The organism is Nitratidesulfovibrio sp., assembly GCF_040373385.1.
Taxonomy (GTDB): Bacteria; Desulfobacterota; Desulfovibrionia; order Desulfovibrionales; family Desulfovibrionaceae; genus Cupidesulfovibrio.
The window spans coordinates 1-25596 of sequence record NZ_JBDXXH010000011.1 but is presented as its reverse complement, the minus strand read 5'-3'; the positions used below and the strand labels follow the sequence as shown (position 1 = coordinate 25596).

Genomic DNA, 25596 nt, shown 5'->3' with positions numbered 1-25596 from the left:
GGGCCGCCCCGAAGGGCGGCCCGTGTCATTGCATGTCTGCCGTCCGGCAGGGCGCGGGCCCTACTTGATGAACAGCATTTCCTGGTAGCTGGGCAGGGCCCACAGGTCGTCGGCCACCACGGCTTCCAGCGCGTCGGCGTATTCGCGCACCTTCAGCATGGCGGGCAGGATCACGTCGCACATGTGCTTGGCTTCGGCGTGGGTGCCAGCGGCCTCGTGTTCCATCTTCTTTTCCAGTTCGCCCACGGCGGCCTGCATGGCGCGCAGCTTGGCGGTCACGTCTTCAAGGGCGACCACCTTGTAGTCGTGCCCGGCGGCCTTCAGGTTGGCGCAGGTGGCGGCCAGTTCGCCCTGGTAGCGCATGGCGGCGGGGAAGATGATGGTGCGGGCCATGCGGATGACCAGGTTGGCTTCGGTGGCAACGGTCTTGCAGTACTGCTCGAGGTAGATTTCCTCGCGCGACTTCACTTCCGCTTCGCTGAACACGCCGTAAGAGGTGAACAGCTTCACCACTTCGGGGCTGCTCAGCACGGGCAGGGCGTCGGGCGTGGTCTTCAGGTTGGGCAGGCCGCGCTTGGCCGCTTCCTTGTGCCATTCCTCGGAGTAGCCGTCGCCGTTGAAGATGACCTTGTCGTGCTCCTTCATGATCTTCTGGAGCAGCTTCTGCACGGCCTCGTTGAGCTTCGTGGGGTCGCCCTTGGTGGCCTTTTCCAGTTCGGTGGCGATGTAGTCCAGCGACTCGGCCATCATGGTGTTCAGGGCAACCTGGGGACCGGCGATGGACATGGACGAGCCCACGGCGCGGAATTCGAAGCGGTTGCCGGTGAAGGCGAAGGGGCTGGTGCGGTTGCGGTCGCCCGGATCCATGGGCAGCGGCGGCAGCACGTCCACGCCGATGTTCATGACGCAGGCCTTCTTGCAGCCGTTGACCTTGCCGGTCTTGATCTGCTCGAACACGTCGGCCAGCTGTTCGCCGAGGTACACGGACATGATGGCCGGCGGGGCTTCGTTGGCGCCCAGGCGATGGTCGTTGGAGGCGGAGGCCACGGTGGCGCGCAGCAGGGCGCCGTACTTGTGCACGGCGCGGATGGCGGCGGCGCAGAACACCAGGAACTGGGCGTTTTCATGCGGGCTGTCGCCGGGATCGAACAGGCTGCCGAGGTCGGCGTTGCCGATGGAGTAGTTGAGGTGCTTGCCCGAGCCGTTGATGCCCGCGAAGGGCTTTTCGTGCAGCAGGCAGACCATGCCGTAGCGCTTGGCCACGCTGCGCATCACGGTCATGATCAGCTGGTTGTGGTCGGTGGCCAGGTTGCTGGTCTCGAAGATGGGGGCGATTTCGTACTGGCTGGGGGCCACTTCGTTGTGGCGGGTCTTCACCGGCACGCCGAGCTTGAACAGCTCGCGCTCCACTTCCATCATGAAGGACAGCACGCGGCGGGGAATGACGCCGAAGTACTGGTCTTCGAATTCCTGGCCCTTGGCGGGCTTGGCGCCGAACAGGGTGCGACCGCAGATGTGCAGGTCGGGCCGGGCGAAGGCGAAGTTGCGGTCGATGAGGAAGTATTCCTGTTCGGGACCGGCAAACGAGACCAAGGGCAGCTTGGTTTCGGTGCCGAACAGCTTCAGCACGCGCTGGGCCTGCTTGTTCAGGGCCTGGTTGGCGCGCAGCAGCGGGGTCTTCTTGTCCAGGGCCTCGCCGGTCCACGAAACGAACGCGGTGGGGATGCACAGGAAGGTGCCGTTGGGATTTTCAAGGATGTAGGCAGGGCTGGTCACGTCCCACGCGGTGTAGCCGCGTGCTTCGAAGGTGGCGCGCAGGCCGCCCGAGGGGAAGCTGGAGGCGTCGGGTTCGCCCTGGATCAGCAGCTTGCCGCTGAATTCGGCCAGGGCGCCGCCCTTGCCATCGGGCACCAGGAAGGCGTCGTGCTTTTCGGCGGTCAGGCCGGTGAGCGGGTAGAAGACGTGGGTGAAGTGGGTGGCGCCCTTTTCGATGGCCCAGTCCTTCATGGCGTTGGCGACCACGTCGGCGATGGAGGGGTCGAGCTTTTCGCCAAGTTCCACGGTCTTCTTCAGCGACTTGTAGACGGCCTTGGGCAGGCGGTCCTTCATGACCTTGTCGTTGAAGACGTTGCAGCCGAACAGCTCGGTGGGCTTGGTTTCGGCGAAGTTCATGGGGGCCGCGCTCGGCGTGTAGTTGGTGATGGCCGAGATCGCGTTCAGACGGGCCTGGATTCCGCTCATGGACGTTCTCCTGAAAGGGGGTTGCGGTAATCGCGATGCTTACAAATTTGTCGCATGTTGTTCCGGCGCGACCAGCTCGCGTCGGTGTCCCTGTTCACGTGGTTCACGTGGTCGCCCTGCCGGGATGCGGCGGCGTGCCGGGTCCGCCGCGTGCCACGTGGCGGGGGTCGGCGCGGTGCGACGCAAAAATCAAAAGCAAGAAGCGGTCCACCAAAAAAAGGCCCGGTGTTCCGTGCAGTTGGCAATTCGGCCTGCGCACGGGGCCGGAGAAAAAGCCGTAAAAATTACAAATTCGTGCAAACTGTGGGGCGGCATGCACCCGCAATTTTTGCAAACTTGTAACAGTAGCGGCTTTTGGAGGCAAGCGGGAAAGCCGGGGGAAGGCGGCAGGGGAGGGGAAGCATGCGGGCGCGTTGCGCGGCGGCCCCCTTCCCGCCCGGCGTGGCGGCCACGGGGCGCGCACCCGGCCCGTTCGTATATGTTGATGCGGCGGGCAACGCAAAAGGGCCGGGATCGTTTCCCGGCCCTTATGCATTCGGTGCGGTGCAGCGCCTACAGCGCGTGCACCAGGTGGAACGGGCTCTTTCCGATGTCCTCCACCAGTCCGTCCCAGTCGCCCTCGCCCCTGGTGCGCAGCACCACGTAGCGGGTGCCGGGGGCGGCCTTTTCGTTGGTGGACATGATGCTTTGCAGGCGGAAGCCGCGTGCCCGCACCAGGTCGCCCGCCTCCTTGATGGAGCCGGGCCGGTCGGGCAGCACCAGCGCCAGCCGGTGGCCACCGCCGCGCACGCCGGTGATGTCCACCATGACCCGGAACAGGTCATTGTCCGAGATGATGCCCGCCACCCGCTGGCCGCCGGGGGCGGGCTCCGTCACCGGCAGGCAGCCGAAGTCGCGGTCGTGCATGATCATGGCCGCGTCCTCGATGGGCGTTTCCGCGGGTATGGAAACCACCGGGCGGGTCATGGCCTGACTGACCTTGGTCTTGGCCAGCAGGTAGTTGATTTCGTAGATATCCAGCGATGTGCCCTTGGAGGGCAGGTAGGCCTTGATGTCGCGGTCGGACAGCATGCCCACCAGCAGATCGTTTTCGACCACGGGCAGGTGCTTCACGTTGCGCTCGCGCATCAGGGCCGCCGCGGACGAGATGGAATCGTCGGGCGTCACCGTGTAGACGTGGGTGGTCATCCAGTCCTTGACCAGCATGGGAACCTCCGTTGGGAAATGGCGGGGCGGCGCGGTGCGCTACACCCCGAGATACGCGGCCTTCACGTGGGGGTCGCGCAGCAGGTCGGCCCCGGCCCCTTCCTGGGTGATGCGTCCGTTCTCCAGCACGTAGGCCCTGTCGCACAGGGCCAGCGTCTGCCGCACGTTCTGCTCCACGATGAGCACGGTCATGCCCTCGTCGCGCACCGTGCGGATGACATTGAAGATATCCTGTACCAGGATGGGCGCAAGCCCTAGTGACGGCTCGTCGAACATGATCAGCCGGGGCAGGGCCATCAGCCCCCGGCCTATGGCCAGCATCTGCTGTTCGCCGCCGGACAGGGTACCGGATGCCTGCCTGCGCCGTTCGGACAGGCGCGGGAAGATGGAGAACACCCGCTCCTTGGTGCGTGCCCTCTCCTTGCGGGCCTGCCCGCGCAACGATCCCATGTCCAGGTTTTCCTCCACGCTCATTTCGGGAAACAGCCGCCGCGCCTCGGGCACGTGGGCCAGCCCCTTTTCGATGAGGGTGTACGGTTCCACGGTGTGGATGGCCTCGCCCGCCAGCAGTATCTCGCCCTTGCCGGGGCGCAGCACGCCCGACACGGTGCGCATGATGGTGGACTTGCCCGCGCCGTTGGCGCCGATCATGGCCACTATCTCGCCCTTGCCCACCCGGAACGAGACGTCCCAGATCACCTGCACGTCGCCGTAGGCGACATCGATGTTGCGTACCTCAAGCACCGTGCTCCTCCCCCAGGTATGCTTCAACGACCTGCTTGTCGGCGCTGATTTCCGCAGGCGTGCCCTCGGCGATCTTCTGGCCGAAGTTCAGCACCACGATGCGGTCCGAAATGGCCATGATCACCTTCATGTGGTGCTCGATGATCATGACGGTGATGCCCTGCTGCCTGATGCCCCGGATGATGTCGATGGACACGTCCAGTTCCGCCGGGTTCAGCCCCGCGAACGATTCGTCCAGCAGCAGGAATTCCGGCTGGGTGGCCAGCGCGCGGGCAATTTCCAGCCGCTTGCGCTTGCCCAGCGGCAGCCCCTTGGACAACTGGTCCCGGTCTTCCCACAGCCCGGTGAAGTGCAGCACCTCATCGGCCACGTCCTGCGCGCCCTTGCGGGTGGGGTTGCGCAGGAAGGACGACGCCAGCACGTTGTCGAACACGCTCATGCGCGACAGCGGCTTGACCACCTGGAAGGTGCGGGCAATGCCCAACTGGCAGACCTTGTGCGGCTTCAGCCCGGTGATGGGGCTGCCCTTGAACAGCACCTGCCCTTCCGACGGGGTGTAGAAGCCGTTCACGCAGTTGAACAGGGTGGTCTTGCCCGCGCCGTTGGGGCCGATGAGGGCCAGTATCTCGCCCTGGCGCACGTCGAAGTTCACGTCGTGCAGGGCGGCCAGCCCGCCGAAGAACATGGACAGCTTGCGGATTTCGAGCATGCTCATGCCGTGGCCCCCCCGCGCAGCAGCTTGCGCCGGAGCACCGGCCAGTCGCCCACCAGCCCGTTGGGCAGGTAGATGATGATCACGATGAGCAGCACGCCGAACATGGTCTGGTAGGCCACCCCGATGAGCGGCAGCGAGCGGATGTATTCCGCCAGGATGACCATGATGCCCGCGCCCAGCGCCGGGCCCCATTGCGTGGCCACCCCGCCCACCATGACCACCATGATGATCAGGATGGAAATTTCGCCCAGCGAGAACACCACCCCCGGATCGATGTACCCCATGTAGTTGGTGTAGAACGCCCCGGCGAGCCCCGTGAGCATGGCGCTGACGGTCAGCGCGATGGTCTTGTAGCGCGTGGTGTCGATGCCCATGGATTCCGCGGCGTCCTGATCCTCGCGGATGGCCACGAAGTAGTAGCCCCAGCGCGAGCGCACGATGGCCCGGCATGTCACGAAGCCCAGCAGGGCCAGCCCCAGGATGATGTAGTAGTACTGGGTCTTTTCCACCCAGGTGCGGGTGATCATGATGCCGAGGGTGCCCTTGGTGAAATCGGTGAGGTTTTCGCAGGTGATGCGCAGTACTTCACCAATGGCAAGGGTTGCCAGCACGAAGTAGGGCCCGCGCAGCCGCAGCACCATCGCGCCCATGGCCAGCGCCACCAGGGCCACCACCGGCAGGCAGGCCAGAAAGCCCCACCAGGGCGACAGCCCCAGATGCAGGTGGATGAGGCCCGCGCTGTACGCGCCCATGCCGAAGAACGCGGCATGCCCGAACGAGACCTGGCCGCAGTACCCGCCCAGCAGGTTCCAGGCCATGCCGGTGAGGGTCCACATGATGGACAGGATGAGGATGTGCATGACGTAGCTGTTCAGGCCCAGCAGCGGCAGCCCGGCCAGCACCGCCAGCACGACCAGCGGAACGAGGTTGTTTTTCATTTCGAGAGCTTCCTGGTCTTGAGGAGCGAGGCAACACCGCCCGGCAGGAACACCAGCGCGGCCACGAAGATGACGAAGCGCCCCACCGGGGCCCAGCCCATGCCCACGTAGGTGGCGGTCATGGATTCGAACACGCCCAGGATCAGCCCGCCCAGGATGGCCCCCAGCGTGGACCCCAGCCCGCCAAGGATGGTGATGACGAAGGCGATGAGCGTGAACTGCGAGCCCAGGGCGGGGAACAGGTAGTAGATGGGGATGAACAGGCACCCGGCGCAGGCCACCAGCGCGGACCCGAGGCCGAAGGTGATGACCCGCATCAGCCCCACGTTCACGCCCATGATCAGGGCGGCGTCCTTGTCCTGGGCCGTTGCGCGGATGGACTTGCCCGTGTCGGTATGGGCCAGGAAGAACCACAGCAGCACGGTGATGACCACCGAAAGCAGGAACGACACCGCCCACGGCAGCGACAGCGATATCTCTACCGGCGTGTCCGCCCACAGGTCGGACAGGTAGAAGGCGGTGGTGGCGTAGTCCACCGGAGTGGAGCGGTAGTCGGACGTGAACAGGATGGTGGCCATGTTCTGCAGCACAAGGCCGATGCCCACGGTAAGGATGACCTGGTTGTGCGGCAGGATGGATTCCACCCGCAGCACCGGGTTCACCAGCGCCTTCTGGATCAGCATGCCGAAGGCGAACATGAGCGGCGGCGCGATGAGCAGCGACACGTACGGGTCGATGCCGAACAGGGTGAACAGCCAGAAGGCGATGTACATGGCCACCATCATCAGTTGGCCATGAGTGAGGTTGATGATCTTCATGACGCCGAGGATCAGCGTCATGCCGATGCCGATGAGCGCGTACAGACCGCCGAGCAGGATACCGGCGACAAGGGTTTGCAGAAACACTTCGGCTTGCACCCACATGGGGCGTGACCTCCCTGGGTTGGTTGGCCTGAGTTGGTTGGCCTGAGTTGGCTGGCCTGAATTGACGGGCCTGGGTTGACTGGCGGCAGGGTGCCTGTGCGGCGGCGGACGGAATGCGCGACCGTGCGCGATCATGCCCGCCCGATGTTCGTGCGTGGGGGGGGGCGGGCGTTGCGTCCGGGTGCGGTCCGGGTATCGGTCCTCCGTCCTGCCGGTGCCGGGTTTGGCGAACCCGGTACCGGCAGGGGGACGGAGGGGCGGACGGGGATCAGTCCACGTTGGACGGCCCTTGGGCCGGGGTGTCGCGCCGCGGCGGGAGGCACTCCGCCGCCGCACGGTCACGTCATGGGGATGGGCGGCGCTACTTGCGTTCGCGCCACTTGGGGATGGGGAATACCGGCTTGGCGCTGGCGTAGCGTTCGGGCCAGATGGTCTCGTGCTTTCCGTGCAGCACCTGCAAGGCCAGGGTGTCGATGAAGTTCTGGTTCTGGTAGCCGTCGCGGCTTTCGAACTTCACCTGGCCGAAGGCGGTCATCATGTCCACGCCCTTCATGGCGGCGTTGATGTCTTCGGTGGTCAGGGCCTTGGCGCGTTCCATGGCGTCCTTGACCACGTACACGGAAGAGTAGGCCAGCGCGCCGTGGTACGAGGGGTAGTCGCCGTGGGCGGCCTTGTACTTTTCGGCGAACTCGCGCGCGCCGGGGTAGCTTACCTGCGGACTCCACAGGGTGGCGGTGACCACGAATTCCGCCGCGTCCTTGGCGTTGTCGATGAATTCGGGAATGGCGAACCCAGCGGCCCCGCCCGCGAACAGGCGCGCGTCGATGCGCAGTTCCTTGATCTGGCGCATCAAGAGGGCCGCATCCATGACGTAGGAGACCATGTAGATGACGTCGGGGTTCTGGGCCTTGACCTGCGAGAGCACGGGCTTGAAGTCCACCGCGCCCTTTTCGTACTTCTCCTTCATCAGCACCTTGATGCCCGCCTTTTCGGCGGACTTGGCCATCTCTTCCGCGCCGGAGGTGCCGAAGTCGGACGATTCGTACAGGATGACCATGGTCTTGGGCTTGACCACCTTGTCCATGAACGAAAGCAGGCCGGAGGCGTAGTAGGCGTTGGTGGGGTTGATGCGGTAGATGTACTTGTAATTCTGCTGGGTTATTTCATCCGCTGCGGAGGCGACCACCACGTACGGGGTCTTGCGTTCTTCCGCCACGGCGGCCACGGCCTTGGCGCAGGCCGAGGTGTATTCACCGAACAGCAGCGGCTGCTTCTGCACGTCGATGATCTTTTCGGCGATGGACCGGGCGATTTCGGGCTTGCCCTGCGAATCCTCGAAGCGCAGCACCAGCTTGCCGCCCTTCACGCCGCCCTTGGCGTTGATTTCCTCTACGGCGATGTCCATGGACTTCTTGATGATTTCGCCGAACTTGGCCTGCCCGCCGGTAAGCGGCAGCGGTACGCTGAGGGCAAGGTCCGCCGCAGAAGCGGTGGCGGGCAGGATGAGGCACAGGGAAAGACACAGGAACAGCAGCATGTTGCGCATGGTCGACCTCCGGAAAAGTGAAGGAAACGGACGCCGCCCGGTCACGGGGCCGGGTGGGGGGCATGCGCTCACGAGGCGGCGGCACGGCATGAAGGGGCGTCGGCAGCCGTCCGCGAAGGGCAGGTCTGCCTGGGCGGGACGCCCGGTCCGGCCATGCCGCGAAGTGCGGCGGGCTCCTTCTCGCGAGCCGGAAAGTTGTAATGGCGTTCCAATACGCGTGTTTGGACGAGAATGTAAACACGGCAAACAGTGGCAGGGGTGTCTTTGGTTGGGGGTAATGCTCCGGTTTGGCTGGACATCACTCATTATTAAAATTTTTTGCAATCAATACGGTTGGTTGTTCAATCCATTGAAGATGTGCGCGGTCCACATTGTGGCGCTGAACGGGGGCGGTGGGGCGGAAACGTGCCGGAGAATGGCGGCATGGTGCGACGAAATTGTCGCAAGGGGCAGTAAGCGCGGGGGGAGTGCCGGGCGGATGCGCACGTTGGTACAGGGGGCGGGGCGTGGGAGCGGGCCGGGCTGGCGCAGGGCGAGGAGCGGGGCGTGGGAGCGGGCCGGGCTGGCGCAGGGCAGGGCGAGGAGAGAGGGTGCAGGTATGGGGGGGGCGAGAGCAAAGGCCCGAAGGTGTCAGTCAGGCCGGAGCGCGGAGAGACGCGACAGGCCGACCGGGACAGGTCGACTGTGCGGACGGGGTGCCGGGGGCGGTGGGACCCGCCTTGATCAGTGCAGGCAGAGCGGGCCGGAGGTTTCCACGTATTCCGACATGGTCACGAAGGTGCAGCCCGCCTCGGCCAGTCGGTCGATGAGGCTGGGCAGCGCCTCCACCGTCTCGCGGTGGTTGTCGTGGAACAGGAATACCCCGCGCACCCCGCGCACCCCGTAGGACTTGCGCGGCAGGACGGCGGCCAGGTCGTGCTTGCGCCAGTCGCGGCTGTCCACCGACCACAGGGCGATGGTCATGCTCTGGGCGGCGGCGGCGTCGATGGTGGCGTTGTCGTACCGGCCATAGGGCGGGCGCAGGTAGCGCGGCACGATGCCCAGTTTGGCCAGTTCCTCGTTGGTGCGGATGATCTCGCTCAGTTGTTCCACGGGCTGGCGCTGGCGCAGGCTGACATGCGTGAAGGTGTGGTTGCCCACCTCGTTGCCCTCGGCCACCAGGCGTTTCAGGATTTCCGGGTACCTGTGCACGCGTGAACCCACCACGAAAAAGGTGCCCCGCACGCCCTTGTCACGCAGGATGTTCAGCAGCGCCTCCGTGGTCTGGCCGGGGCCGTCGTCGAAGGTGAGGGCGCACAGGTTGGCGCTGACCCCGCGCTGGGCCAGGACCAGGCCGTCAAGCACGGAGGGGTCGCGGGCGAACGTTGGTGCCGGATACAGCGTCAGCGCTGCAACAAGCTGGATACACAGGGAAAGCAGGAAGAATGCGGACGTGCGGCACGCAAGCGTGCCCGGGCACTGACGCGGGGCGCGTGGTGCATGCAGGGGATGCGCGGTGGTCTGGGCGAGCATGGGGGCTCCCGCTGTGGAGGTGCGGCGTGAAATCGCGTCAGTTGCTCCGGGTCGACGTGTCGGGCGTCGGTGGGGGCGCGTGAGAGCGTTCATCCGCGAAGCGGGTGCGCAGCCGGGCGGCGTAGGCGGTTGCGTCGCGCAGCAGCAGGGTGAGCTGCATGCTGTGGTCGATGGCCGGTTGTATGCAGGTGCGGCAGGGTGTGTCCTCTGCGGCATCAATATCCGTGGGGTCGAACATGTGCGTGCGTCGCACTCCTGAAAAGGACGTTCCGTCTCCGGCGTCGGGCGCTGCAAGAAATCGCCGCGCATGACGACGGTAAGCGAGTACTCTTGTATAGAGAGACGGTTCCGCATGCAAGGATTGTCTGCCTCCTGCGTGCGGATTGCGGTGCCTGCCGTGGGGGTGGGGGCGGGGGAACCGGTGGGAGGCGAGGGGACTGGAGAGAGGGGCAGGATGGGGGGGGCGCTGGCGGGTGGAAGGGTACCGGGACGCTTCGGGAAGCGTCGGGCAGGGGGGGGGCTTCGGGCGGGGGCGCGGGCTGCCTAGCGTGCGTGGCCGCCAGGCGGGCGATGTTGCCGGACATGTGCCGGACGTGTGGCGGGCGGTTGCGCGAAGGCAGATGCCGCCGGGCCTTGGCGGACGCTGTTTTGCGGGCAGACGGCACTGCCCCGGCAGGCAGGCCACGGCGTTGCGGGCAACGGGCATGGGGTTGGTTTTTGGGGTGGGGAGCGTGATGTTTTTCAGAAAAATACATGTAAGTACATTTGGTTGCATGTGCGAACCAAAAAAGTGTGCGCGCCCGGCAAAATTCCGTTGACAACTTCGGGGGGGTGAGGATAGACAGTCCTTCCTACGTGGGCAGTTAGCTCAGCTGGGAGAGCACCGCCTTCACACGGCGGGGGTCGCAGGTTCAAGCCCTGCACTGCCCACCACCACGCGGAGCCGTAGTTAAGACGGTTATAACGCCGGCCTGTCACGCCGGAGGCCGAGGGTTCGAGTCCCTTCGGCTCCGCCAGGATCCCAGAGGGGGGAGCGCAAGCTCCCCCTTTTTAAAGCCCGAATTTCCCGGCATGGAAGACCGCTTTGCGGTCGGTATCCATGTCCGGGTTTCCGCGGAGCGGTAGTTAAGACGGTTATAACGCCGGCCTGTCACGCCGGAGGCCGAGGGTTCGAGTCCCTTCCGCTCCGCCATCGAATGCACGAGGGGCGAGGTAGCAATACCTCGCCCCTTTTGCGTTTTGGGCGTGCGCAGTTGGAAACCGTGGTCATTCGATGCTTCTGGCGGGCTGTTCCTTGCCGATCCTTCCCAGGTTTTCCTCTATCCAATCCGTCAATTGCCGGACCCGCCCGCTGATTTCCCGGCCCAGCGGCGTCAGGCTGTATTCCACGTGGGGCGGCACCACGGGGTAGGCGGTGCGCAGGACGAAGCCGTCGGCCTCCAGCCGTTGCAGGGTCTGGGACAGCATTCGTTCGCTCACTCCGCCGATGCGGCGGCGCAATTCGCTGAAGCGGTGCGTGCCTTCCAGCAGGGCCACCAGGATCAGCACGCCCCAGCGGCTGGTGACATGGGTCAGGATCTGTCCTGATGGGCATTTTTCCGCGAACAGGTTGCCGCGCAATACAAGCGCGGCGGGGGACGTGAGGGCGGCAGGGGCCGTGGGGCCGGGGGCGAGCGCGGTGCCGGTTGTGGCAGTGGGCATGCCGGATTCGCCTGATGCACCATGTATGTCGGATGCGCCATGTATGTCGGATGCGCCATGTATGTCGGATGCGCCGGATGTGTCGGGTGGGCCGAAAACAGTGGGATTTCCGACGGCAGCGGATACGGTGGCAGAGTCGGGGACAATTTTCTTCATACTTACCTTCGTGTGCGTACTTACGAAAAGTGCGTGTCGGTCATATATTGGCAACTCCAACCCTGAACGTAAAGGAGTTTGACCATGATTGCCGTAACCGGAGCATCCGGCCAACTGGGCCGATTGGTAATGGAAGGGCTGCTGGCCCGCGTGCCTGCGGACAACATCGTGGCGGCGGTGCGCAGTCCGGCCAAGGTGGCGGACCTGGCCGCCCGCGGCGTTGTGGTGCGCACGGCGGACTACGCAACGCCGGAAACGCTGGATGCGGCCCTGGCGGGCGTGGACCGGCTGCTGCTGATATCTTCCAGCGAGGTGGGAGCGCGCGTGCCGCAGCACCGCAACGTCATCGAGGCCGCCAAACGCGCGGGCGTGGGGCTGGTGGTCTACACCAGCAGCCTGCATGCGGACACCACGCCGCTGGGCCTTGGCGCGGAACACCGCGAAACGGAGGCCCTGCTGCGGGCGTCCGGCCTGCCGCACGTGCTGCTGCGCAACGGCTGGTACACCGAGAATTATCTGGCCAGCCTGCCGGGCGCGCTGCAACAGGGCGCGTTCGTGGGCAGCGCGGGTGACGGGCGCATCGCCTCTGCCGCGCGGGCGGACTACGCGGCGGCCGCCGTGGCCGTGCTGACCGGCGAGGGCCACACGGGCAGGGTGTACGAACTGGCGGGCGATACCTCGTACACTTTGGCGGAACTGGCCGCCGAGGTCAGCCGCCAGACCGGCAGGCAGATCGGGTACACCAACCTGCCGCAGGCGGAGTTCCGTGCGGTGCTGGTGGGCGCGGGGCTGCCGGAGCCCATCGCGGACCTGCTGGCCGATTCCGATGCGGGCGCGGCCAGGGGCGGCCTGTTCGACGACGGGCATCAGCTTTCCGCGCTGATCGGGCGGCCCACCACGCCGCTGGCCACGCTGGTGGAGGGGGCCCTGAAAACGTTGTAGCCGGTCCGCCAGGATCACCATCTGTATGATGCACCGGGGCCGCGGCTGGGATGTCGCGGCCCTGTTGCGTCATGCGGGGGGGGGCGTGCCTCGGGACCCATCCCGGCCTGCCCGTCCTGCCCGTCCGCCGCACCATGGCTGACACTTTCCTCCTCACCTGCTATCTGACGGGCCATGCTCACCCTGCGCTGCGCGGCCTGCCGCCGCAAACTCTGGAAATACGCGAAGCTCGGCAAGGGCGAGGTGCTGCGCTGCCACAAGGATCGCATCACCCGCGTGTACGATGCACAGGAACGCGACGGGCGCATCTGGTGCGCCTGCGGGCAGGCCGTGGGCGTGGACAGGGGCGGGCACTGGGCCATGATCTCCAACGCCTTCACCTATTCGGGCACCAAGGACACCCGGCTCTGACCGCCCGGAGGCATCATGCCCCGCACGCGCGGGCGTGCTGCGGCACCGGCGGCGCGAAGGCGCAAGCGGGCCGTTGCGGACCCTGCCCGAATTTTCAGCGGCCTGCTTCACAACCGGCATCCCCCGTCACCGGAGATTCCCATGACGTGTTCTCGGCTCGAAACCGCCCCCGGCAACGTGTCCGGAACCGCACCCGGTGCCGCACCCCCCGGCGGTACCTCCGCCGGTTCTTCCGGCATGGGCAGCACCGTGCAGGAGGCTTCCGCGATGTCATCCACGGGGGGCTTCGCAGACTACGCCCCGCCCGGCGCGGACACCGCCTTCGGCCTGCCCCGCCCGGAATGCCTGCCCCTGCGCGGAGACACCCTGCGCCGGTACGAGGCGCGCATCAACCGGGTCATCGACTACATCGCGGCGGACCCCGCGCGCGACTTCACCCTGGACGAACTGGCCGGGGCCGCGCCCTTTTCGCGCTTTCATTTCCACCGCATCTTCGCCGGGCTGGTGGGCGAGACGCTGCACGCGTTCATCCGCCGCCTGCGCATGGACCGCGCGGCCAACCTGCTGGCCTTTGCCCCGACCTTGAGCGTGACCGACGTGGCCATGTACTGCGGATTTTCCTCGTCGCAGAATTTCGCCCGTGCCTTTCGTGAACGCTTCGACATGACCCCCAGCGAGTACCGCCGCCGCCGCCATTATCAGACCGGCGCGGACCGGGAAGGAGCCTACTGCCTGCTGGCCGACCCCTTTCGCGCGCATGCCGGGAATGGCAAGGCGCGAAACGCCCTGTCCGGCGGCCCGGTGTACGAACCCGTCATGCGTAATGAGGCAACTGGGCGCGACGGGGCGGTCAGCCCCACGACGCACCATCCGGAGTCGTCCGGCACCCCGGCCCTGCCGGGCACGGTTCCTCCGCACGGGGGCATGCCGTGGTTTTCGGGCGACCCGCCATACATCCGGCTGGACCCGGACAGCGCAAGGAGCGACGTCATGAACGTGGAAGTTACGGAAAAGCCCGCCTACCGCGTGGCCTACCTGCGGCACATCGGCCCTTATGCCAGCGAAACCATCGGCCCGGTGTGGGGACGCCTGATGGCCTGGGCCGGGCAGCGCGGCCTGTTGCGGCCCGGTGTGCCAGGATTCGGTGTGAGTTGGGACAATCCGGAAGTGACCCCGCCGGAAAACTGCCGCTATGACGCCTGCATCGCCATAGGGCCGGAGGCGGATGCGCTGGAACTGGCCGAGGCGGGCATCAGCGTGCAGACCCTGTCCGGCGGGCTGTACGCCGAATACCGCAGCATGATTCCCTGCGACGGATTCTTTCGGGCCTGGAACGACATGTACACCCAGTGGCTGCCCGCCAGCGGCTGGCAGTGCGACGACCGCCCCGGCTACGAACTGTACCACGACATGCTGGGGTGCCCGGCGGAAGGGCCGTGGGACGTGGGCATCTGCGTGGCGGTGCGACCGCTGTAGGCGCTTACGGGGGGGGCGCGCCGCCCGGCGTGGGCCACCCGCTTGAAGGCGCGCGCGTCGGACGATGCGCGGTGGCATGTCGCAGCGCTTCGCAGCCGTTATCGGCACTTTTTTCGTACCAACCGACCGCAGGCCACGGCCCACGGTCGGTTGGTGCGTTTCGGGGGGCGCGCTGCCCGTGTCGTGGGCATGCCGTGCCGAGCCTGCCCAAACTGCGGGTGGGCGTGTCTGGGCATCAGCGCGTCCGGGCTTCTTTGTGTCTGGGCGTCTTTGTATCCGGGCAGCGTTGCGTCAGCGGTTCACCCCCCCCCCGTGCACGCCCTGCCTGCCAGGTGAAACCGGCCAACGCCTGCGGTACGGGCCGGTCCCCATGCGCCTGGGGGGCGCCTGTGCGCGTTTGGCATGCGACAGTCTTGTATAACACTTTACAATGCGCTGAAATTGCAACGGATAACAGTTTGCTTGCCAATGCGCCGCACCGGGCGTAATGCTGCGGACTTTGGGATGCATGTTTTACTTACTGCTGAAAACGGCAGCATTGCCGCAGGTTGCGGCGCGTATCCCAGCTGACCTGCGGTCCCGTCGGGGCAAGGCATCGTGCGGCACGACCGGCGAAACGCAGGCGGTTTTCGAGAGTGAGTACGCGCGTCAATTGGGGCGTGGCGCACTCCTGACAGGGGCCGGGCGCGGTGGGCTGCCGCATCCGGCCGGGACTGACGGCGCCACCGGAGCCTGGGGTTGCATGCACCACCCCGGCGCGCGCAAGCAAGGGAGCGGTAATGGCTGGCACAGACAACATGGACGACGGCGCGACATCCTTTCTGCCGCGCACCATCACCGAACTGCGCGCCGGGTATTCGGCGCAGAAATTCATCCGCGACCTGCTGGCGGGCCTTACCGTGGGCGTGGTGGCCCTGCCGCTGGCCATGGCCTTCGCCATCGCCTCGGGCACCACGCCGGAACGCGGGCTGTTCACCGCCATAGTGGCCGGGTTTCTCATTTCGCTGCTGGGCGGCAGCCGCTACCAGATCGGCGGCCCCACCGGCGCCTTCGTGGTCATCATCTACAACGTCATCTACCGGCACGGATACGACGGCCTGGTCATCACCACCTTGCTGGCCGGGGCCCTGCTGCTGGTCTTCGGCCTGTGCCGCATCGGCGTGCTGATCAAGTACATTCCCTATCCGGTCACCACCGGTTTCACGGCGGGCATCGCCGTGCTGATCTTCTCGTCGCAGATGAAGGATTTCTTCGGCTTGCACATGGATGCCGTGCCGCCGGAATTTTTTGACAAGTGGCTGGCCTATGCCGAGCACCTGGGCACCATCAACACGACGACGCTCTGCGTGGCCGGGCTGGCCCTGGCGTGCATTCTGGCAACGCGGCGGTTCATTCCGCGCATTCCCGCGCCCGTGGTGGGGGTTGCCGTGGCCTCCCTTGCCGTGTGGGCGCTGGGCTTGCAGGTCGAAACCATCGGCAGCCGGTTCGGCGGCATCCCGCGTGAACTGCCCAGCTTCGTCTGGCCCACGTTCACCTTTGCCCGGGTGCGCGAACTCTTGCCCGACGCCATGACCATCGCCCTGCTGGCGGGCATCGAATCGCTGCTCTCGTGCGTGGTGGCCGACGGCATGACCGGCGACAAGCACAATTCCAATGTCGAGCTGACCGCACAGGGCGTGGCCAACATCGCCTCGGTGCTGTTCGGGGGCATTCCGGCCACCGGGGCCATCGCGCGCACGGTCACCAACATCCGTTCCGGCGGGCAGACCCCGGTGGCGGGCATGGTGCACGCGGCGGTGCTGGTGGCCTTCGTGCTGTTCCTGGCCCCGCTGGCCTCGTTCATTCCGCTGGCCAGCCTGGCCGCCGTGCTGATCATGGTTTCGTGGGACATGAGCGAACTGCACAAGTTCTTGCGCCTGCTGCGCGCGCCCAAGTCCGACGTGGTGGTGATGTGCCTGACCTTCGTGCTCACCGTGGTCATCGACCTGACCGTTGCGGTGTACGTGGGGGTGGTGCTGGCCTCGTTACTGTTCATGCGCCGCATGAGCGAGGTGACCGCCATCTGCTCCTGCGCCATCGACGACAAGCCGGTGATCCAGGGGCGCGAGACGGCGGAACTGGTCGTGCCCGACGGGGTGCAGGTGTACGAGATCGACGGGCCGTTCTTCTTCGGCGTGGCCGACCGTTTCCAGAGCGTGTCGCAGGCGTTGCAGAAGCAGCCGGAGGTGTTCATCCTGCGCATGCGCAAGGCGAACACCGTGGACTCCACGGGGGCCAACGCGCTGGAGGCGTTCTACCGCACCTGCCGCCGCCGGGGCACCGTGCTGCTGCTGTCCGGCGTGCGGCCCGCCGCCCGCAACATGATGCAGCGCTTCGGCACCCTGGACATGATAGGCCGCGAGAACGTGTTCGAGAACGTGGACCGGGCCATCGAGCACGCCGTGCGCCTGCTGGCCGACAAGCACGGGGTGGCCCCCACGGCACCCCAGAAGTAACCCCCGCCGCAATGGTCGGGAGAAGGCATGACGACGCCCCGCCGGCAAGTACCGGCGGGGCGTTTCGCTTGGCATGCGGGACGGGAGTTGCTGGTGGTCCAGACCGGGGAGGCAGCCCGTGCTGGACGCGGCCCGGCCGGGCGCGCTACAAGGCCACGATCATGGAACATGCAGGCAATGACGGCACGGGGCCGGAGGCGGGATGAAGGTAGCCATCGTACATTACTGGCTCGTGGGCATGCGTGGCGGCGAGAAGGTGGTCGAGGCGCTGTGCCGCATGTATCCGCAGGCCGACGTCTTTACCCACGTGGTCGACCGCACCCGCCTTTCGCGCGAACTGCTGGCGCACGACATCCGCACCACGTTCATCGGGCGTCTGCCCGGTGCGGTGCGGCATTACAAGAAGTACCTGCCGCTCATGCCCCTGGCCCTGGAGCAGTTGGACCTGCGCGGCTACGATCTGGTCATTTCCAGCGAATCGGGCCCGGCCAAGGGGGTGCTGACCCGCGCGGATACGCCCCACGTCTGCTATTGCCACAGCCCCATGCGCTACCTGTGGGATTTTTATCAGGATTACCTGGAAGAAGCGGGCTGGCTGCTGCGGGGCATGATGCGCCCGTGGTTCCATTACCTGCGCATGTGGGATGCCGTGTCGGCCATGCGGGTGGACCGCTGCGTGGCCAATTCGCGCACGGTGGCGGCGCGCATTCGCAAGCACTGGCGGCGCGACGCGGTCGTCGTAACCCCTCCTGTCGACGTGGACGCCTTTGCACCAGCCGAGCTTTCGCGGCCCGCTGATGGCGCACCCTACCTGTGCCTTGGCCAGCTTGTGGGGTACAAGCGGGTGGACTTGGCCGTGCGCGCCTGCACCGCCACCAACCGGCAACTGGTGGTGGCGGGCGACGGTGAGATGCGCCGCGCGCTGGAGACCGTGGCCGGTCCCTCGATACGCTTCGTGGGGCGGCTGGACGACGCCGCCATGCGTACCGTGTATACCCAGAGCCGGGCGCTGCTGTTCCCCGGTGAAGAGGATTTCGGCATGGTGCCGGTGGAGGCCATGGCCTGCGGGCGTCCGGTGATTGCCTATGGGCGGGGTGGGGCGCTGGAAACGGTGGTGGACGGCGAGACGGGGTTGTTCTTCGGCACGCAGGACGTGGAGGCGCTGGTGGCCGCGCTGGACCGCTACGAACGGGAGGAGCAGCGGTTCGACCCCCTGCGCATCGCCGCGCATGCCCGGAATTTCGGCGAGGAACGATTCCGGACGGAGTTCGGCGCGGTGGTGGAAGAAGCCTTGCACGAGGTGGCGGGGCAGGGGATGATGCAGAGGCCAGAACGCTGACGGGGGGCCGCATGACCCGCAGGGCGGCGCATGCGTTGACCGCACACGCAGGAAGGCCGGGAGCATGCTCCCGGTCTTCCTGCGTGTGCGGCATGGTTCAGGGGGCCTCTCGCAAGGCCCGCAGGCCTAGTAGGCCCCGTTGCGCTGCAACACCACGGGCACGGTCTTGGCGAGAATCCAGAGGTCGAACCACACCGACCAGTTGCAGATGTAGTAGCGGTCCATTTCCACCCGTTGTGGATAGCTTACGTCGTTGCGGCCGGAAACCTGCCACAACCCGGTGATGCCCGGCTTGACGCGGGTGTACAGGTCGAACACCTCGCCGTACTTGTCCACCTCGTCCTGCACGATGGGGCGCGGCCCCACAAGGCTCATCTCGCCCCGCAGCACGTTCCACAACTGGGGCAACTCGTCCAGGCTGGTCTTGCGCAGGAAGGCCCCGGCCCGGGTTACGCGCGGGTCGTATTTCAGCTTCTGGTCGCGTTCCCATTCGGCGCGCAGCGCGGGGTCGGCACTCAGGCAGTCGCGCAGCGCGCATTCGGCGTCGCGGACCATGGTGCGGAATTTCAGTATGCGTATCTCGCGGCCATTCTGGCCGATGCGGCGTTGGGTGAAGAAGGGAGAGCCGGGGCTGTCCATGCGGATCCACGCGGCAATGGCCAGGATCAGCGGCAGGACGAGTATGGCGCTGGACAGTGTAAGCAGAAGATCTATGGCCCGCTTCAGGCGTACCCGGTTGTCGTCCAGCAGGTTCTGGCGCACCAGCAGGCCCAGTAGCCCGCCGATGTCCATGGCGCTGACCCACAAACGAGCCCCGCCCGTGGAAAAGGGAGGCAGGATCAGCACGTTGCGGAACCGTGCCGTGGCCTCGACGATGCGGTGCCGCGCCTCGCTGTCCGAGAAGCTGTCGAGCAGCAGCAGGGCGTAGGCGTGGGGGTACCGCCGTACCGCCTCTTCGTCGTTGGCGCAGCAGGCAAGGCCGCACCCTTCGGCGAAAAGCTCCGGGCTGCCATCCGGCACCACGCAGGCCACGGGGCGCAGGCCCAGCAAGGGGCGCTCGCGCAGGGTGCGCACAACCTCCTCTGCGGCGACCCCGTTGCCAATGATGACGGCGGGCGCACCCCACCAGGCACGGCGGACAAGGCGGGTACGCAGCCAGTGGCGGCACAGCGGCAGGGCCACGGTGCACCCCAGCCAGGCCAGCAGGAAGGCCACGCGCGAATAGCGTTCGCCGCCCTTGGCGAAGAAGATGAACGAACCGGCGCACAAAAAGGCCATGGTGGCGCCAAGGGTGAGCTTTTTCAGCTCTTGCGGGGGGGGCAGCGTGATGCCCGCATACAACCCGAGCGCTGCATTGAACAACGGCAGCAGCAGCAGGAAGGGCAGCAACTGCGGATAGAAGTCCCACTGAATGCTGTTGCCCGCAAGGTCGCGGAGCAGGGTTGCCGCCAGCGTGACGCAGAGGATGACGGCGGTATCCGCCAGCACCAGCAGCAGGGTGGTTCGCCAGGGCGCGGTCTGGACGGAGCAAAGTGTCATGGGCATCAGGCGCGGTGCCGGTTTGTTCTGGACATCGTTCCATGGTCCGTGCGGCGCACGGAAGTCTTGTGCCGGGCTGCCTGTATAAAGGAAAACGACGCGGTGCCGCAACCGGTGCGGCACCGCGCAGTGCATCGTTGCCGGATGCTCAGGACCGCAGGCCCTTGCCGGCCGAGAATGCCTTGGCCAGGAATTCGCCCACGGCGTAGTATTCGCGCGAAACCGGCGCGAAGATTACCGGGTCCACCTTGTTGATGTCTGGCAGGCCGTCGTCGCGCAGGCAGGATTCGTCCACCTTCACGTCCATGATTTCACCGATGAACTGGGTATGCAGCCCTATTTCGATCTGGTGGATCAGCTTGAGTTCGATGGCCATGGGAAATTCGCCCACGTAGGGCGCGTCCACATGCTCGCCCGGTACGGGGGTGAGCCCCAGCGAGGCGAACTTGTCCTCGTTCTCGCCGGAGTAGATGCCCGCGTAGTCCGCCTGGCGCACGTAGGCGCGCGAGGGGATGGAGATGGTGAACGCCCCGCGCTCGGTGATGGACCGGTAGGTATAGGTGGCCTTGCGCAGTGAAACGGCGATGCTCGGCGGCTGCGAGCAGCAGATGCCCGCCCACGCCGCCGCCATGATGTTGGGGCGGGCGTCGCGGTCGTAGGTGCCCACGAGAAAAAGCGGAGTGGGATAGGCAAGGGTGCGCGCACCCAGGGATTTCATCATGTCCGACCTCGTTTGGGGGTGATGGCGCCGCCCGTGCCGGACGGCGAGGTCCGGGTGCGGCTGGCACCGGGGGCAAGTTTGGCAGACTTTGTCCCTCGCGGCAAGGCAAGTGGCGACGCAATTGTCAAAATCACGCGGGGGGCGCTTGCGTGGGCAATCCGTTTCTGGTAGCGAAATGAAGAAATTTAGCTTTTCCGGCATGTTCGCATGGCGGTATGCGTGGCCGGTATGCGTGCCGGGGACGGACCCCCGCGCGTGGGCGTGGTGAAGCAACGGTTCAACGAACGAGAGGAAGCACAAGCATGTTCAGAATGACCACCCTTGTGGCGGCCCTGGCCCTGGTCCTGGCGCTTGGCGGCGTGGCCTTTGCCGAGAAGACCTACATCAACGGCATCGACGCCAACTACCCCCCCTTCGCCTACGTGGACAAGAGCGGCAAGCCCGCCGGTTTCGACGTGGAATCCATGGACTGGATCGCCAAGAAGATGGGCTTCAAGGTCACCCATCAGCCCATGGACTGGGACGGCATCATCCCCAACCTGCTGGCCAAGAAGATCGACATGGTCTGCTCGGGCATGTCCATCACCGAAGAACGCCGCGAGAAGGTCAATTTCTCGAACCCCTACTGGAACGTGAAGCAGGTCTTCATCGCCAAGAAGGGGGCCGCCCTCACCGCCGACCAGATCCTGAAGGGCAAGATGAAGCTGGGCGTGCAGCGCGGCACCTCCGAGGCCGAAGCGCTGCAAAAGGACAAGGAAGCCAAGGGCTACGGCTATGACCTGCGCTTCTACGATTCCGCCCCGCTGGCCATCGAGGACGTGCTGAACGGCCGCATCGACGCCGCCACCATGGACAACCTGCCCGCCGACGACGCTGCCGCCAAGGGCAAGGCCATTCAGGTCGTGGGCGTGTACGGCGATTCCGAAGACTTCGGCGTGGCCACCCGCAAGGAAGACGCCGAACTGCTGAAGCTGATCAACGACGGCTACAAGCTGCTCATGGCCGACCCCTACTGGGAACAGCTGAAGCAGAAGCACCTGGCCAAGAAGTAATCCGGCCGAGGGCTGCCGGGCGCTGCCGCGTCCGGTCCCGGTCGTGGCCGCGCATGCGCGGTCGCGGCCAGCCAGAGCATGTCCGTCCGGAGGGCGCGGGAAATATCCTGTCGCCTTCCGGACCTTTTTTGGGTATGCAACCCGTTGCGCCCCGGCGCGCCACAGCAAAAAAAGGGGGGGCCGTACGGCCCGCGTTCATGCTTGAAAGCATCACCACCATCATAGAGGCCCTGCCGTACATTCTGGAAGGCACCCTCGTCACCGTCGCCACCGTGTTCGGGGCCATGGCGCTGGGGCTGCTGCTCGGCGTGCCCATGTCCGTGGCCCAGGTGTACGGGACGCTGCCCGTGCGGCTTGCCGTGGGGTTCTACGTCTGGTTCTTTCGGGGCATGCCCATTCTGGTGCTGCTGCTGCTGTTCTATTTCGGGCTGTTCCAGCTCATCGGGCTGAACCTTTCCGCCTTTGCCGCCTCGTGCCTGGTGCTGGGCATGACCAGCGCGGCCTACCAGTCGCAGATATTCCGGGGGGCCATCCAGGGCTTGCCGCAGGGCCAACTGCGCGCCGCGCGCGCCCTGGGCATGAGCGACGGCACTGCCATCCGGTCCATTGTCCTGCCGCAGGCCCTGCGCCTGTCCATACCCGGCTGGTCCAACGAATATTCCATCCTGCTCAAGGATTCGGCGCTGGCCTTCGTGCTCGGCACGCCCGAGATCATGGCCCGCACCCACTTCGTGGCCTCGCGCACCTACGAGCACCTGCCGCTGTACATGACGGCGGGGGCGCTCTACTTCGTCATCACCCTGATAGGGCTCAAGGTGCTGCGCCGTCTCGAACACAAGCTGCACATTCCGGGCTATGCCAGCCACGGACCGTTATAAGGATATACCATGGCCACGCCCGAAAGCGTTTCCACGTCCGGCACTCCCATCCTGCGCCTCGAGAACATCGGCAAGACCCTTGGCGGCAAGCGCATCCTGTCCGACATTTCCATGGATGTGGACAAGGGCGAACTGAAGGTGCTCATCGGTCCTTCCGGCGCGGGCAAGAGCACGCTGCTCCAGTGTATCAACTACCTCATCCCGCCGGACGAGGGGCACATCCGCCTGGAAGGCCGGGTGGTGGACGCCGCGCGCAAGTCGGAGTTGTACGCCTTTCGCCAGCAGGTGGGGATGATCTTTCAGGATTTCAACCTGTTCGACCATCTTGACGCGCTGAACAACGTGTCCATCGCCCTGCGCAAGGTGCGCGGCATGAGCCGCAAGGCCGCCGCCGAACGGGCCATGGCCGAACTGGAACGGGTGGGCCTGGCCAACCGCGCCACCCTGTACCCGGCACAGCTTTCCGGCGGCCAGAAGCAGCGCGTGGCCATTGCCCGCGCCCTGGCCATGGACCCGAAGGTGATGCTGCTGGACGAGCCGACCTCTGCCCTCGACCCCGAACTTGTGGGCGAAGTGCTGGCGGTCATCCGCGATCTGGCCCGTGGCGGCATGACCATGGTCATGGCCTCGCACCAGATGGACTTCACCCGCGCCCTGGCCCACGAAATCCTGTTCATGGAGCGGGGCAGCATCATCGAGCGCGGGTCTCCGGCGGAACTGCTGGCCCCCGGCTCCGGCACCCGCACCGCCGACTTTTGCAGCCGCCTGACCGACCTGTGCGAGGAGTGCAGCTAGTGCTCGACGTCGATTTCCTCGTCGACCGGGTGTTCCCCCAACTGAACGCCGGGCTGTGGATGAGCGTGAAGCTTATCGTGCCCTCCGCCGTGTTCGGCCTGCTGTTCGGGGTGATCATCGGGATCGTGCGGGTGTTCGGCAAGCCGTGGATGCAGCGCATGGCCAACGCCTACACCGCCACCTTCCGGGGCGTGCCGCTGCTGGTGCAGTTGTTCATCCTCTATTTCGGGCTGCCCAACATCGGCATCTACCTCGAACCGTACGCCGCATCCGTGCTGGGTTTCATCCTGTGCAGCGCGGCCTACAACTCGGAATACGTGCGCGGCGCGCTGCTCTCCATCCGGCAGGGGCAGCTCAGCGCGGCGCAGGCGCTGGGCTTCAGCACCATGCAGACCCTCGTTTCCATCGTGGTGCCCCAGGCCGTGCGGCGCGCGCTGCCGGGCTGCGGCAACGAGATCGTCTACCTCATCAAGTACTCGTCCCTCGCCTACGTGATCACGTGTATCGAACTCACGGGCGAGGCCAAGGTGCTCGCGTCCCGCACCTTCCGCTTCACCGAGGTGTTCCTGGTGGTGGGCGCGTACTACCTGTTCCTTGTCACCGTGGCTTCGTGGCTGCTCCACAAGGTGGAGGAGCGCTTCCACATTCCCGGGTTCGGCCGCCCGCGCCAGTAGCGCGCCGCGCGCCGGTTTTCCCCTCCGGCCTCGCCCGGTGGCGGAACCCGGCGGCGCACGCCACCAGCCGTGCTGCCGGGCCAGCGTGCCCCACATGTCTGACCAGACGTCCCCCTGCATCCCCGGTGCCGATACCGGCGCCTCTCCCCGTTTCGTGCTCACCGACGCCCACCGCGCCGCCATCGTGGCTGCCGTGGGCGAAGCCGCCGTGCTGCACGCCCCCGGCCAGCCCTACGACCGCGACGCCTCGGAACTGCGCGCCCCCGCCGACCTGGTGGTGCTGCCGGAAACCGTGGAACAGGTGCAGGCGCTGCTGCGTTGCGCCAGCGCCCATTCCATCCCGGTCATTCCGCGCGGCGGCGGCACCGGCCTTGCGGGTGGCTGCCTTGCCGTGCGCGGAGGGGTGGTGCTGTCGCTGGAGCGCATGAACCGCATCCGCGCCATCGATCCCCGCAATCTGGTGGCCGAGGTGGAGGCGGGCGTCATCTCGCAGCGCGTGCGCGATGCCGCTGCCCAACAGGGCCTGTACTACCCGCCGGACCCGGCGGGCATGGACCGTTCCACCATCGGCGGCAACGTGGCCACCAATGCGGGCGGTCCCGCCTGCGTGAAGTACGGCGTCACCCGCGACTACGTGCTGGGCGTGGAGGCCGTGCTGCCCGACGGCGAACTGCTGCGCGCCGGGGTGCGCACCCGCAAGGGTGTGGTGGGCTACGACATGGCCCACCTGCTGTGCGGATCGGAAGGCACCTTGGGCGTCATCACCGCCCTGACCCTGAAGCTGGTGCCCCTGCCGCCCGCCACCGTGAGCATGGCCGTGGCCTTCCCGGACATGGCCGCCGCCATGCGCGGCGTGGCCGCCGTGCTGGGGGGCGGGCACCTGCCCTCGGCCATCGAATTCCTGGACCACCGCTGCATCCGCCTGCTGGGCGAACTGCTGCCCATCCCCGTGCCCGGCGACAAGCCCTCGCTGCTGATCATCGAACTGGACGGGGCGCGCGAGCAGATCGTGCCCGAGCTTGATCTGGTGGCCGCCATCTGCCGCCAGCAGGGCGCCACCCACGTACTGCCCGCCGCTGACGAGGAAACCCGCGCCCGCGTGTGGGGCGCGCGCCGCCAGGTGTCGCTGCGCATCCACGACTACGCCGCCCTGTACATGTCCGAGGACGTGGCCGTGCCCCTTGGGGCCATTGCCGAACTGGTGGCCGCGCTGCCGGAGTATGAGCGGCGCTACGGCATGGAGATCTTCGCCTTCGGCCACGCGGGTGACGGCAACATCCACCTCAACGTCACCGCCCCCACCCGCGATACCCGCGACGTGGTGGAGCAGGGCATCGTGGCGCTGGTGGGCAAGGTGCTGGAGCTTGGCGGGACCATCTCCGGCGAGCATGGCATAGGCGAAGCCAAGAAGCACCTGCTGCCCCTGGAACTTTCCCCCGCCTCCATCCGGTTGCAGCAGGGCATTCGCAAGGTGTTCGACCCCAAGGACATCATGAACCCCGGCAAGGTGTTCGGGTAGAGAAGAAAGAGCAGGAATGAAGAGAATCGGGAGGGGGGAGAAAACTTCTGAAGAAGTTTTCTCCCCCCTCCCG

At 66.2% G+C, this 25596-nt stretch carries 22 protein-coding genes and 3 tRNA genes; 13 read left to right on the top strand and 12 right to left on the bottom strand.

What is annotated here, in order from left to right; translation table 11 throughout:
- Positions 1–60: 60 nt before the first annotated feature.
- The 9 genes from ABWO17_RS15510 to ABWO17_RS15470 all read right to left on the bottom strand — a co-directional run bounded on the left by ABWO17_RS15510 (position 61) and on the right by ABWO17_RS15470 (position 10063).
- The gene (locus tag ABWO17_RS15510; RefSeq protein WP_353120106.1) at positions 61–2241 is read right to left on the bottom strand and encodes a glutamine synthetase III family protein; all 2181 of its coding nucleotides are present in this window, start codon (positions 2239–2241) and stop codon (positions 61–63) included.
- Between the two features lie 552 nt (positions 2242–2793).
- Complete coding sequence (locus ABWO17_RS15505) at positions 2794–3447, bottom strand: CBS and ACT domain-containing protein (RefSeq protein WP_353120104.1); 654 nt, start codon at positions 3445–3447, stop codon at positions 2794–2796.
- 39 nt (positions 3448–3486) lie between these two features.
- On the bottom strand, positions 3487–4191 hold the full coding sequence (locus ABWO17_RS15500; RefSeq protein ID WP_353120103.1) for an ABC transporter ATP-binding protein: 705 nt from the start codon (positions 4189–4191) through the stop codon (positions 3487–3489).
- The gene (locus ABWO17_RS15495) at positions 4184–4906 is read right to left on the bottom strand and encodes an ABC transporter ATP-binding protein (RefSeq protein WP_353120101.1); all 723 of its coding nucleotides are present in this window, start codon (positions 4904–4906) and stop codon (positions 4184–4186) included. The genes ABWO17_RS15500 and ABWO17_RS15495 overlap by 8 nt, the downstream gene beginning before the upstream one ends.
- A complete protein-coding gene (locus ABWO17_RS15490) occupies positions 4903–5844 on the bottom strand; it encodes a branched-chain amino acid ABC transporter permease (protein WP_353120099.1) in 942 nt (313 codons plus the stop codon). Before ABWO17_RS15490 ends, ABWO17_RS15495 begins: the two co-directional genes overlap by 4 nt.
- Positions 5841–6767: a branched-chain amino acid ABC transporter permease gene (locus ABWO17_RS15485; protein WP_353120097.1), complete on the bottom strand. Its 927-nt coding sequence runs from the start codon at positions 6765–6767 to the stop codon at positions 5841–5843. The genes ABWO17_RS15490 and ABWO17_RS15485 overlap by 4 nt, the downstream gene beginning before the upstream one ends.
- A 361-nt stretch (positions 6768–7128) precedes the next feature.
- Positions 7129–8313, bottom strand: a complete 1185-nt coding sequence (locus ABWO17_RS15480; protein WP_353120095.1) for an ABC transporter substrate-binding protein — start codon at positions 8311–8313, stop codon at positions 7129–7131.
- A 723-nt stretch (positions 8314–9036) separates the two neighbouring features.
- The gene (locus ABWO17_RS15475; protein WP_353120094.1) at positions 9037–9825 is read right to left on the bottom strand and encodes a polysaccharide deacetylase family protein; all 789 of its coding nucleotides are present in this window, start codon (positions 9823–9825) and stop codon (positions 9037–9039) included.
- A 37-nt stretch (positions 9826–9862) separates the two neighbouring features.
- The gene (locus ABWO17_RS15470) at positions 9863–10063 is read right to left on the bottom strand and encodes a hypothetical protein (RefSeq protein WP_353120092.1); all 201 of its coding nucleotides are present in this window, start codon (positions 10061–10063) and stop codon (positions 9863–9865) included.
- A gap of 619 nt (positions 10064–10682) precedes the next feature.
- On the opposite strand from ABWO17_RS15470, the gene ABWO17_RS15465 reads away from it, so the two are divergent.
- The 3 genes from ABWO17_RS15465 (at position 10683) to ABWO17_RS15455 (ending at position 11017) form a co-directional block, all read left to right on the top strand.
- A tRNA-Val gene (locus tag ABWO17_RS15465) sits at positions 10683–10758 on the top strand.
- 6 nt (positions 10759–10764) lie between these two features.
- Positions 10765–10841 (top strand) — tRNA-Asp (locus ABWO17_RS15460).
- Between the two features lie 99 nt (positions 10842–10940).
- A tRNA-Asp gene (locus ABWO17_RS15455) sits at positions 10941–11017 on the top strand.
- Between the two features lie 74 nt (positions 11018–11091).
- Here ABWO17_RS15455 and ABWO17_RS15450 read toward each other — a convergent pair.
- Complete coding sequence (locus tag ABWO17_RS15450) at positions 11092–11526, bottom strand: winged helix-turn-helix transcriptional regulator (RefSeq protein WP_353120090.1); 435 nt, start codon at positions 11524–11526, stop codon at positions 11092–11094.
- Between the two features lie 240 nt (positions 11527–11766).
- Between ABWO17_RS15450 and ABWO17_RS15445 the strand changes: the two genes are divergently transcribed.
- The 5 genes from ABWO17_RS15445 (at position 11767) to ABWO17_RS15425 (ending at position 18345) form a co-directional block, all read left to right on the top strand.
- Positions 11767–12624 (top strand): SDR family oxidoreductase, encoded by an 858-nt coding sequence (locus tag ABWO17_RS15445; RefSeq protein WP_353120088.1) that lies wholly within the window; start codon positions 11767–11769, stop codon positions 12622–12624.
- Between the two features lie 174 nt (positions 12625–12798).
- Positions 12799–13035, top strand: a complete 237-nt coding sequence (locus ABWO17_RS15440) for a hypothetical protein (protein WP_353120086.1) — start codon at positions 12799–12801, stop codon at positions 13033–13035.
- A 141-nt stretch (positions 13036–13176) separates the two neighbouring features.
- Positions 13177–14511: an AraC family transcriptional regulator gene (locus tag ABWO17_RS15435; RefSeq protein WP_353120084.1), complete on the top strand. Its 1335-nt coding sequence runs from the start codon at positions 13177–13179 to the stop codon at positions 14509–14511.
- A 779-nt stretch (positions 14512–15290) separates the two neighbouring features.
- Positions 15291–17006 (top strand): SulP family inorganic anion transporter, encoded by a 1716-nt coding sequence (locus tag ABWO17_RS15430; RefSeq protein WP_353120082.1) that lies wholly within the window; start codon positions 15291–15293, stop codon positions 17004–17006.
- Positions 17007–17208: 202 nt separating this feature from the next.
- Positions 17209–18345: a glycosyltransferase gene (locus ABWO17_RS15425; protein ID WP_353120080.1), complete on the top strand. Its 1137-nt coding sequence runs from the start codon at positions 17209–17211 to the stop codon at positions 18343–18345.
- A gap of 126 nt (positions 18346–18471) precedes the next feature.
- Here the strand turns inward: ABWO17_RS15425 and wbaP are convergent, their stop codons facing one another.
- Both wbaP and ABWO17_RS15415 read right to left on the bottom strand, forming a co-directional pair.
- Positions 18472–19890 carry an undecaprenyl-phosphate galactose phosphotransferase WbaP gene (gene wbaP, locus ABWO17_RS15420; protein WP_353120079.1) on the bottom strand — a complete coding sequence of 473 codons (1419 nt, stop codon included), beginning with the start codon at positions 19888–19890 and terminating at the stop codon, positions 18472–18474.
- A gap of 142 nt (positions 19891–20032) precedes the next feature.
- Positions 20033–20605, bottom strand: a complete 573-nt coding sequence (locus tag ABWO17_RS15415; protein WP_353120077.1) for a flavin reductase family protein — start codon at positions 20603–20605, stop codon at positions 20033–20035.
- Positions 20606–20907: 302 nt separating this feature from the next.
- Here ABWO17_RS15415 and ABWO17_RS15410 point away from each other — a divergent pair, with 302 nt between their 5' ends.
- The 5 genes from ABWO17_RS15410 (at position 20908) to ABWO17_RS15390 (ending at position 25523) form a co-directional block, all read left to right on the top strand.
- Positions 20908–21657 carry an ABC transporter substrate-binding protein gene (locus tag ABWO17_RS15410; RefSeq protein ID WP_353120075.1) on the top strand — a complete coding sequence of 250 codons (750 nt, stop codon included), beginning with the start codon at positions 20908–20910 and terminating at the stop codon, positions 21655–21657.
- Between the two features lie 197 nt (positions 21658–21854).
- A complete protein-coding gene (locus ABWO17_RS15405) occupies positions 21855–22535 on the top strand; it encodes an amino acid ABC transporter permease (RefSeq protein WP_196609730.1) in 681 nt (226 codons plus the stop codon).
- A gap of 9 nt (positions 22536–22544) precedes the next feature.
- On the top strand, positions 22545–23330 hold the full coding sequence (locus ABWO17_RS15400) for an amino acid ABC transporter ATP-binding protein (protein ID WP_353120072.1): 786 nt from the start codon (positions 22545–22547) through the stop codon (positions 23328–23330).
- On the top strand, positions 23330–24004 hold the full coding sequence (locus tag ABWO17_RS15395; protein ID WP_353120070.1) for an amino acid ABC transporter permease: 675 nt from the start codon (positions 23330–23332) through the stop codon (positions 24002–24004). The genes ABWO17_RS15400 and ABWO17_RS15395 overlap by 1 nt, the downstream gene beginning before the upstream one ends.
- A 94-nt stretch (positions 24005–24098) precedes the next feature.
- Complete coding sequence (locus ABWO17_RS15390) at positions 24099–25523, top strand: FAD-binding oxidoreductase (protein WP_353120068.1); 1425 nt, start codon at positions 24099–24101, stop codon at positions 25521–25523.
- Positions 25524–25596 lie beyond the last annotated feature (73 nt).

Coding starts and splice junctions, on each gene's coding strand:
- ABWO17_RS15510 (WP_353120106.1), bottom strand. CDS start 2,241: ATGAGCGGAATCCAGGCCCGTCTGAACGCGATCTCGGCCATCACCAAC.
- ABWO17_RS15505 (WP_353120104.1), bottom strand. CDS start 3,447: ATGCTGGTCAAGGACTGGATGACCACCCACGTCTACACGGTGACGCCC.
- ABWO17_RS15495 (WP_353120101.1), bottom strand. CDS start 4,906: ATGAGCATGCTCGAAATCCGCAAGCTGTCCATGTTCTTCGGCGGGCTG.
- ABWO17_RS15490 (WP_353120099.1), bottom strand. CDS start 5,844: ATGAAAAACAACCTCGTTCCGCTGGTCGTGCTGGCGGTGCTGGCCGGG.
- ABWO17_RS15485 (WP_353120097.1), bottom strand. CDS start 6,767: ATGTGGGTGCAAGCCGAAGTGTTTCTGCAAACCCTTGTCGCCGGTATC.
- ABWO17_RS15480 (WP_353120095.1), bottom strand. CDS start 8,313: ATGCGCAACATGCTGCTGTTCCTGTGTCTTTCCCTGTGCCTCATCCTG.
- ABWO17_RS15475 (WP_353120094.1), bottom strand. CDS start 9,825: ATGCTCGCCCAGACCACCGCGCATCCCCTGCATGCACCACGCGCCCCG.
- ABWO17_RS15470 (WP_353120092.1), bottom strand. CDS start 10,063: ATGTTCGACCCCACGGATATTGATGCCGCAGAGGACACACCCTGCCGC.
- ABWO17_RS15450 (WP_353120090.1), bottom strand. CDS start 11,526: ATGCCCACTGCCACAACCGGCACCGCGCTCGCCCCCGGCCCCACGGCC.
- ABWO17_RS15445 (WP_353120088.1), top strand. CDS start 11,767: ATGATTGCCGTAACCGGAGCATCCGGCCAACTGGGCCGATTGGTAATG.
- ABWO17_RS15440 (WP_353120086.1), top strand. CDS start 12,799: ATGCTCACCCTGCGCTGCGCGGCCTGCCGCCGCAAACTCTGGAAATAC.
- ABWO17_RS15435 (WP_353120084.1), top strand. CDS start 13,177: ATGACGTGTTCTCGGCTCGAAACCGCCCCCGGCAACGTGTCCGGAACC.
- ABWO17_RS15430 (WP_353120082.1), top strand. CDS start 15,291: ATGGCTGGCACAGACAACATGGACGACGGCGCGACATCCTTTCTGCCG.
- ABWO17_RS15425 (WP_353120080.1), top strand. CDS start 17,209: ATGAAGGTAGCCATCGTACATTACTGGCTCGTGGGCATGCGTGGCGGC.
- wbaP (WP_353120079.1), bottom strand. CDS start 19,890: ATGCCCATGACACTTTGCTCCGTCCAGACCGCGCCCTGGCGAACCACC.
- ABWO17_RS15415 (WP_353120077.1), bottom strand. CDS start 20,605: ATGATGAAATCCCTGGGTGCGCGCACCCTTGCCTATCCCACTCCGCTT.
- ABWO17_RS15410 (WP_353120075.1), top strand. CDS start 20,908: ATGTTCAGAATGACCACCCTTGTGGCGGCCCTGGCCCTGGTCCTGGCG.
- ABWO17_RS15405 (WP_196609730.1), top strand. CDS start 21,855: ATGCTTGAAAGCATCACCACCATCATAGAGGCCCTGCCGTACATTCTG.
- ABWO17_RS15400 (WP_353120072.1), top strand. CDS start 22,545: ATGGCCACGCCCGAAAGCGTTTCCACGTCCGGCACTCCCATCCTGCGC.
- ABWO17_RS15390 (WP_353120068.1), top strand. CDS start 24,099: ATGTCTGACCAGACGTCCCCCTGCATCCCCGGTGCCGATACCGGCGCC.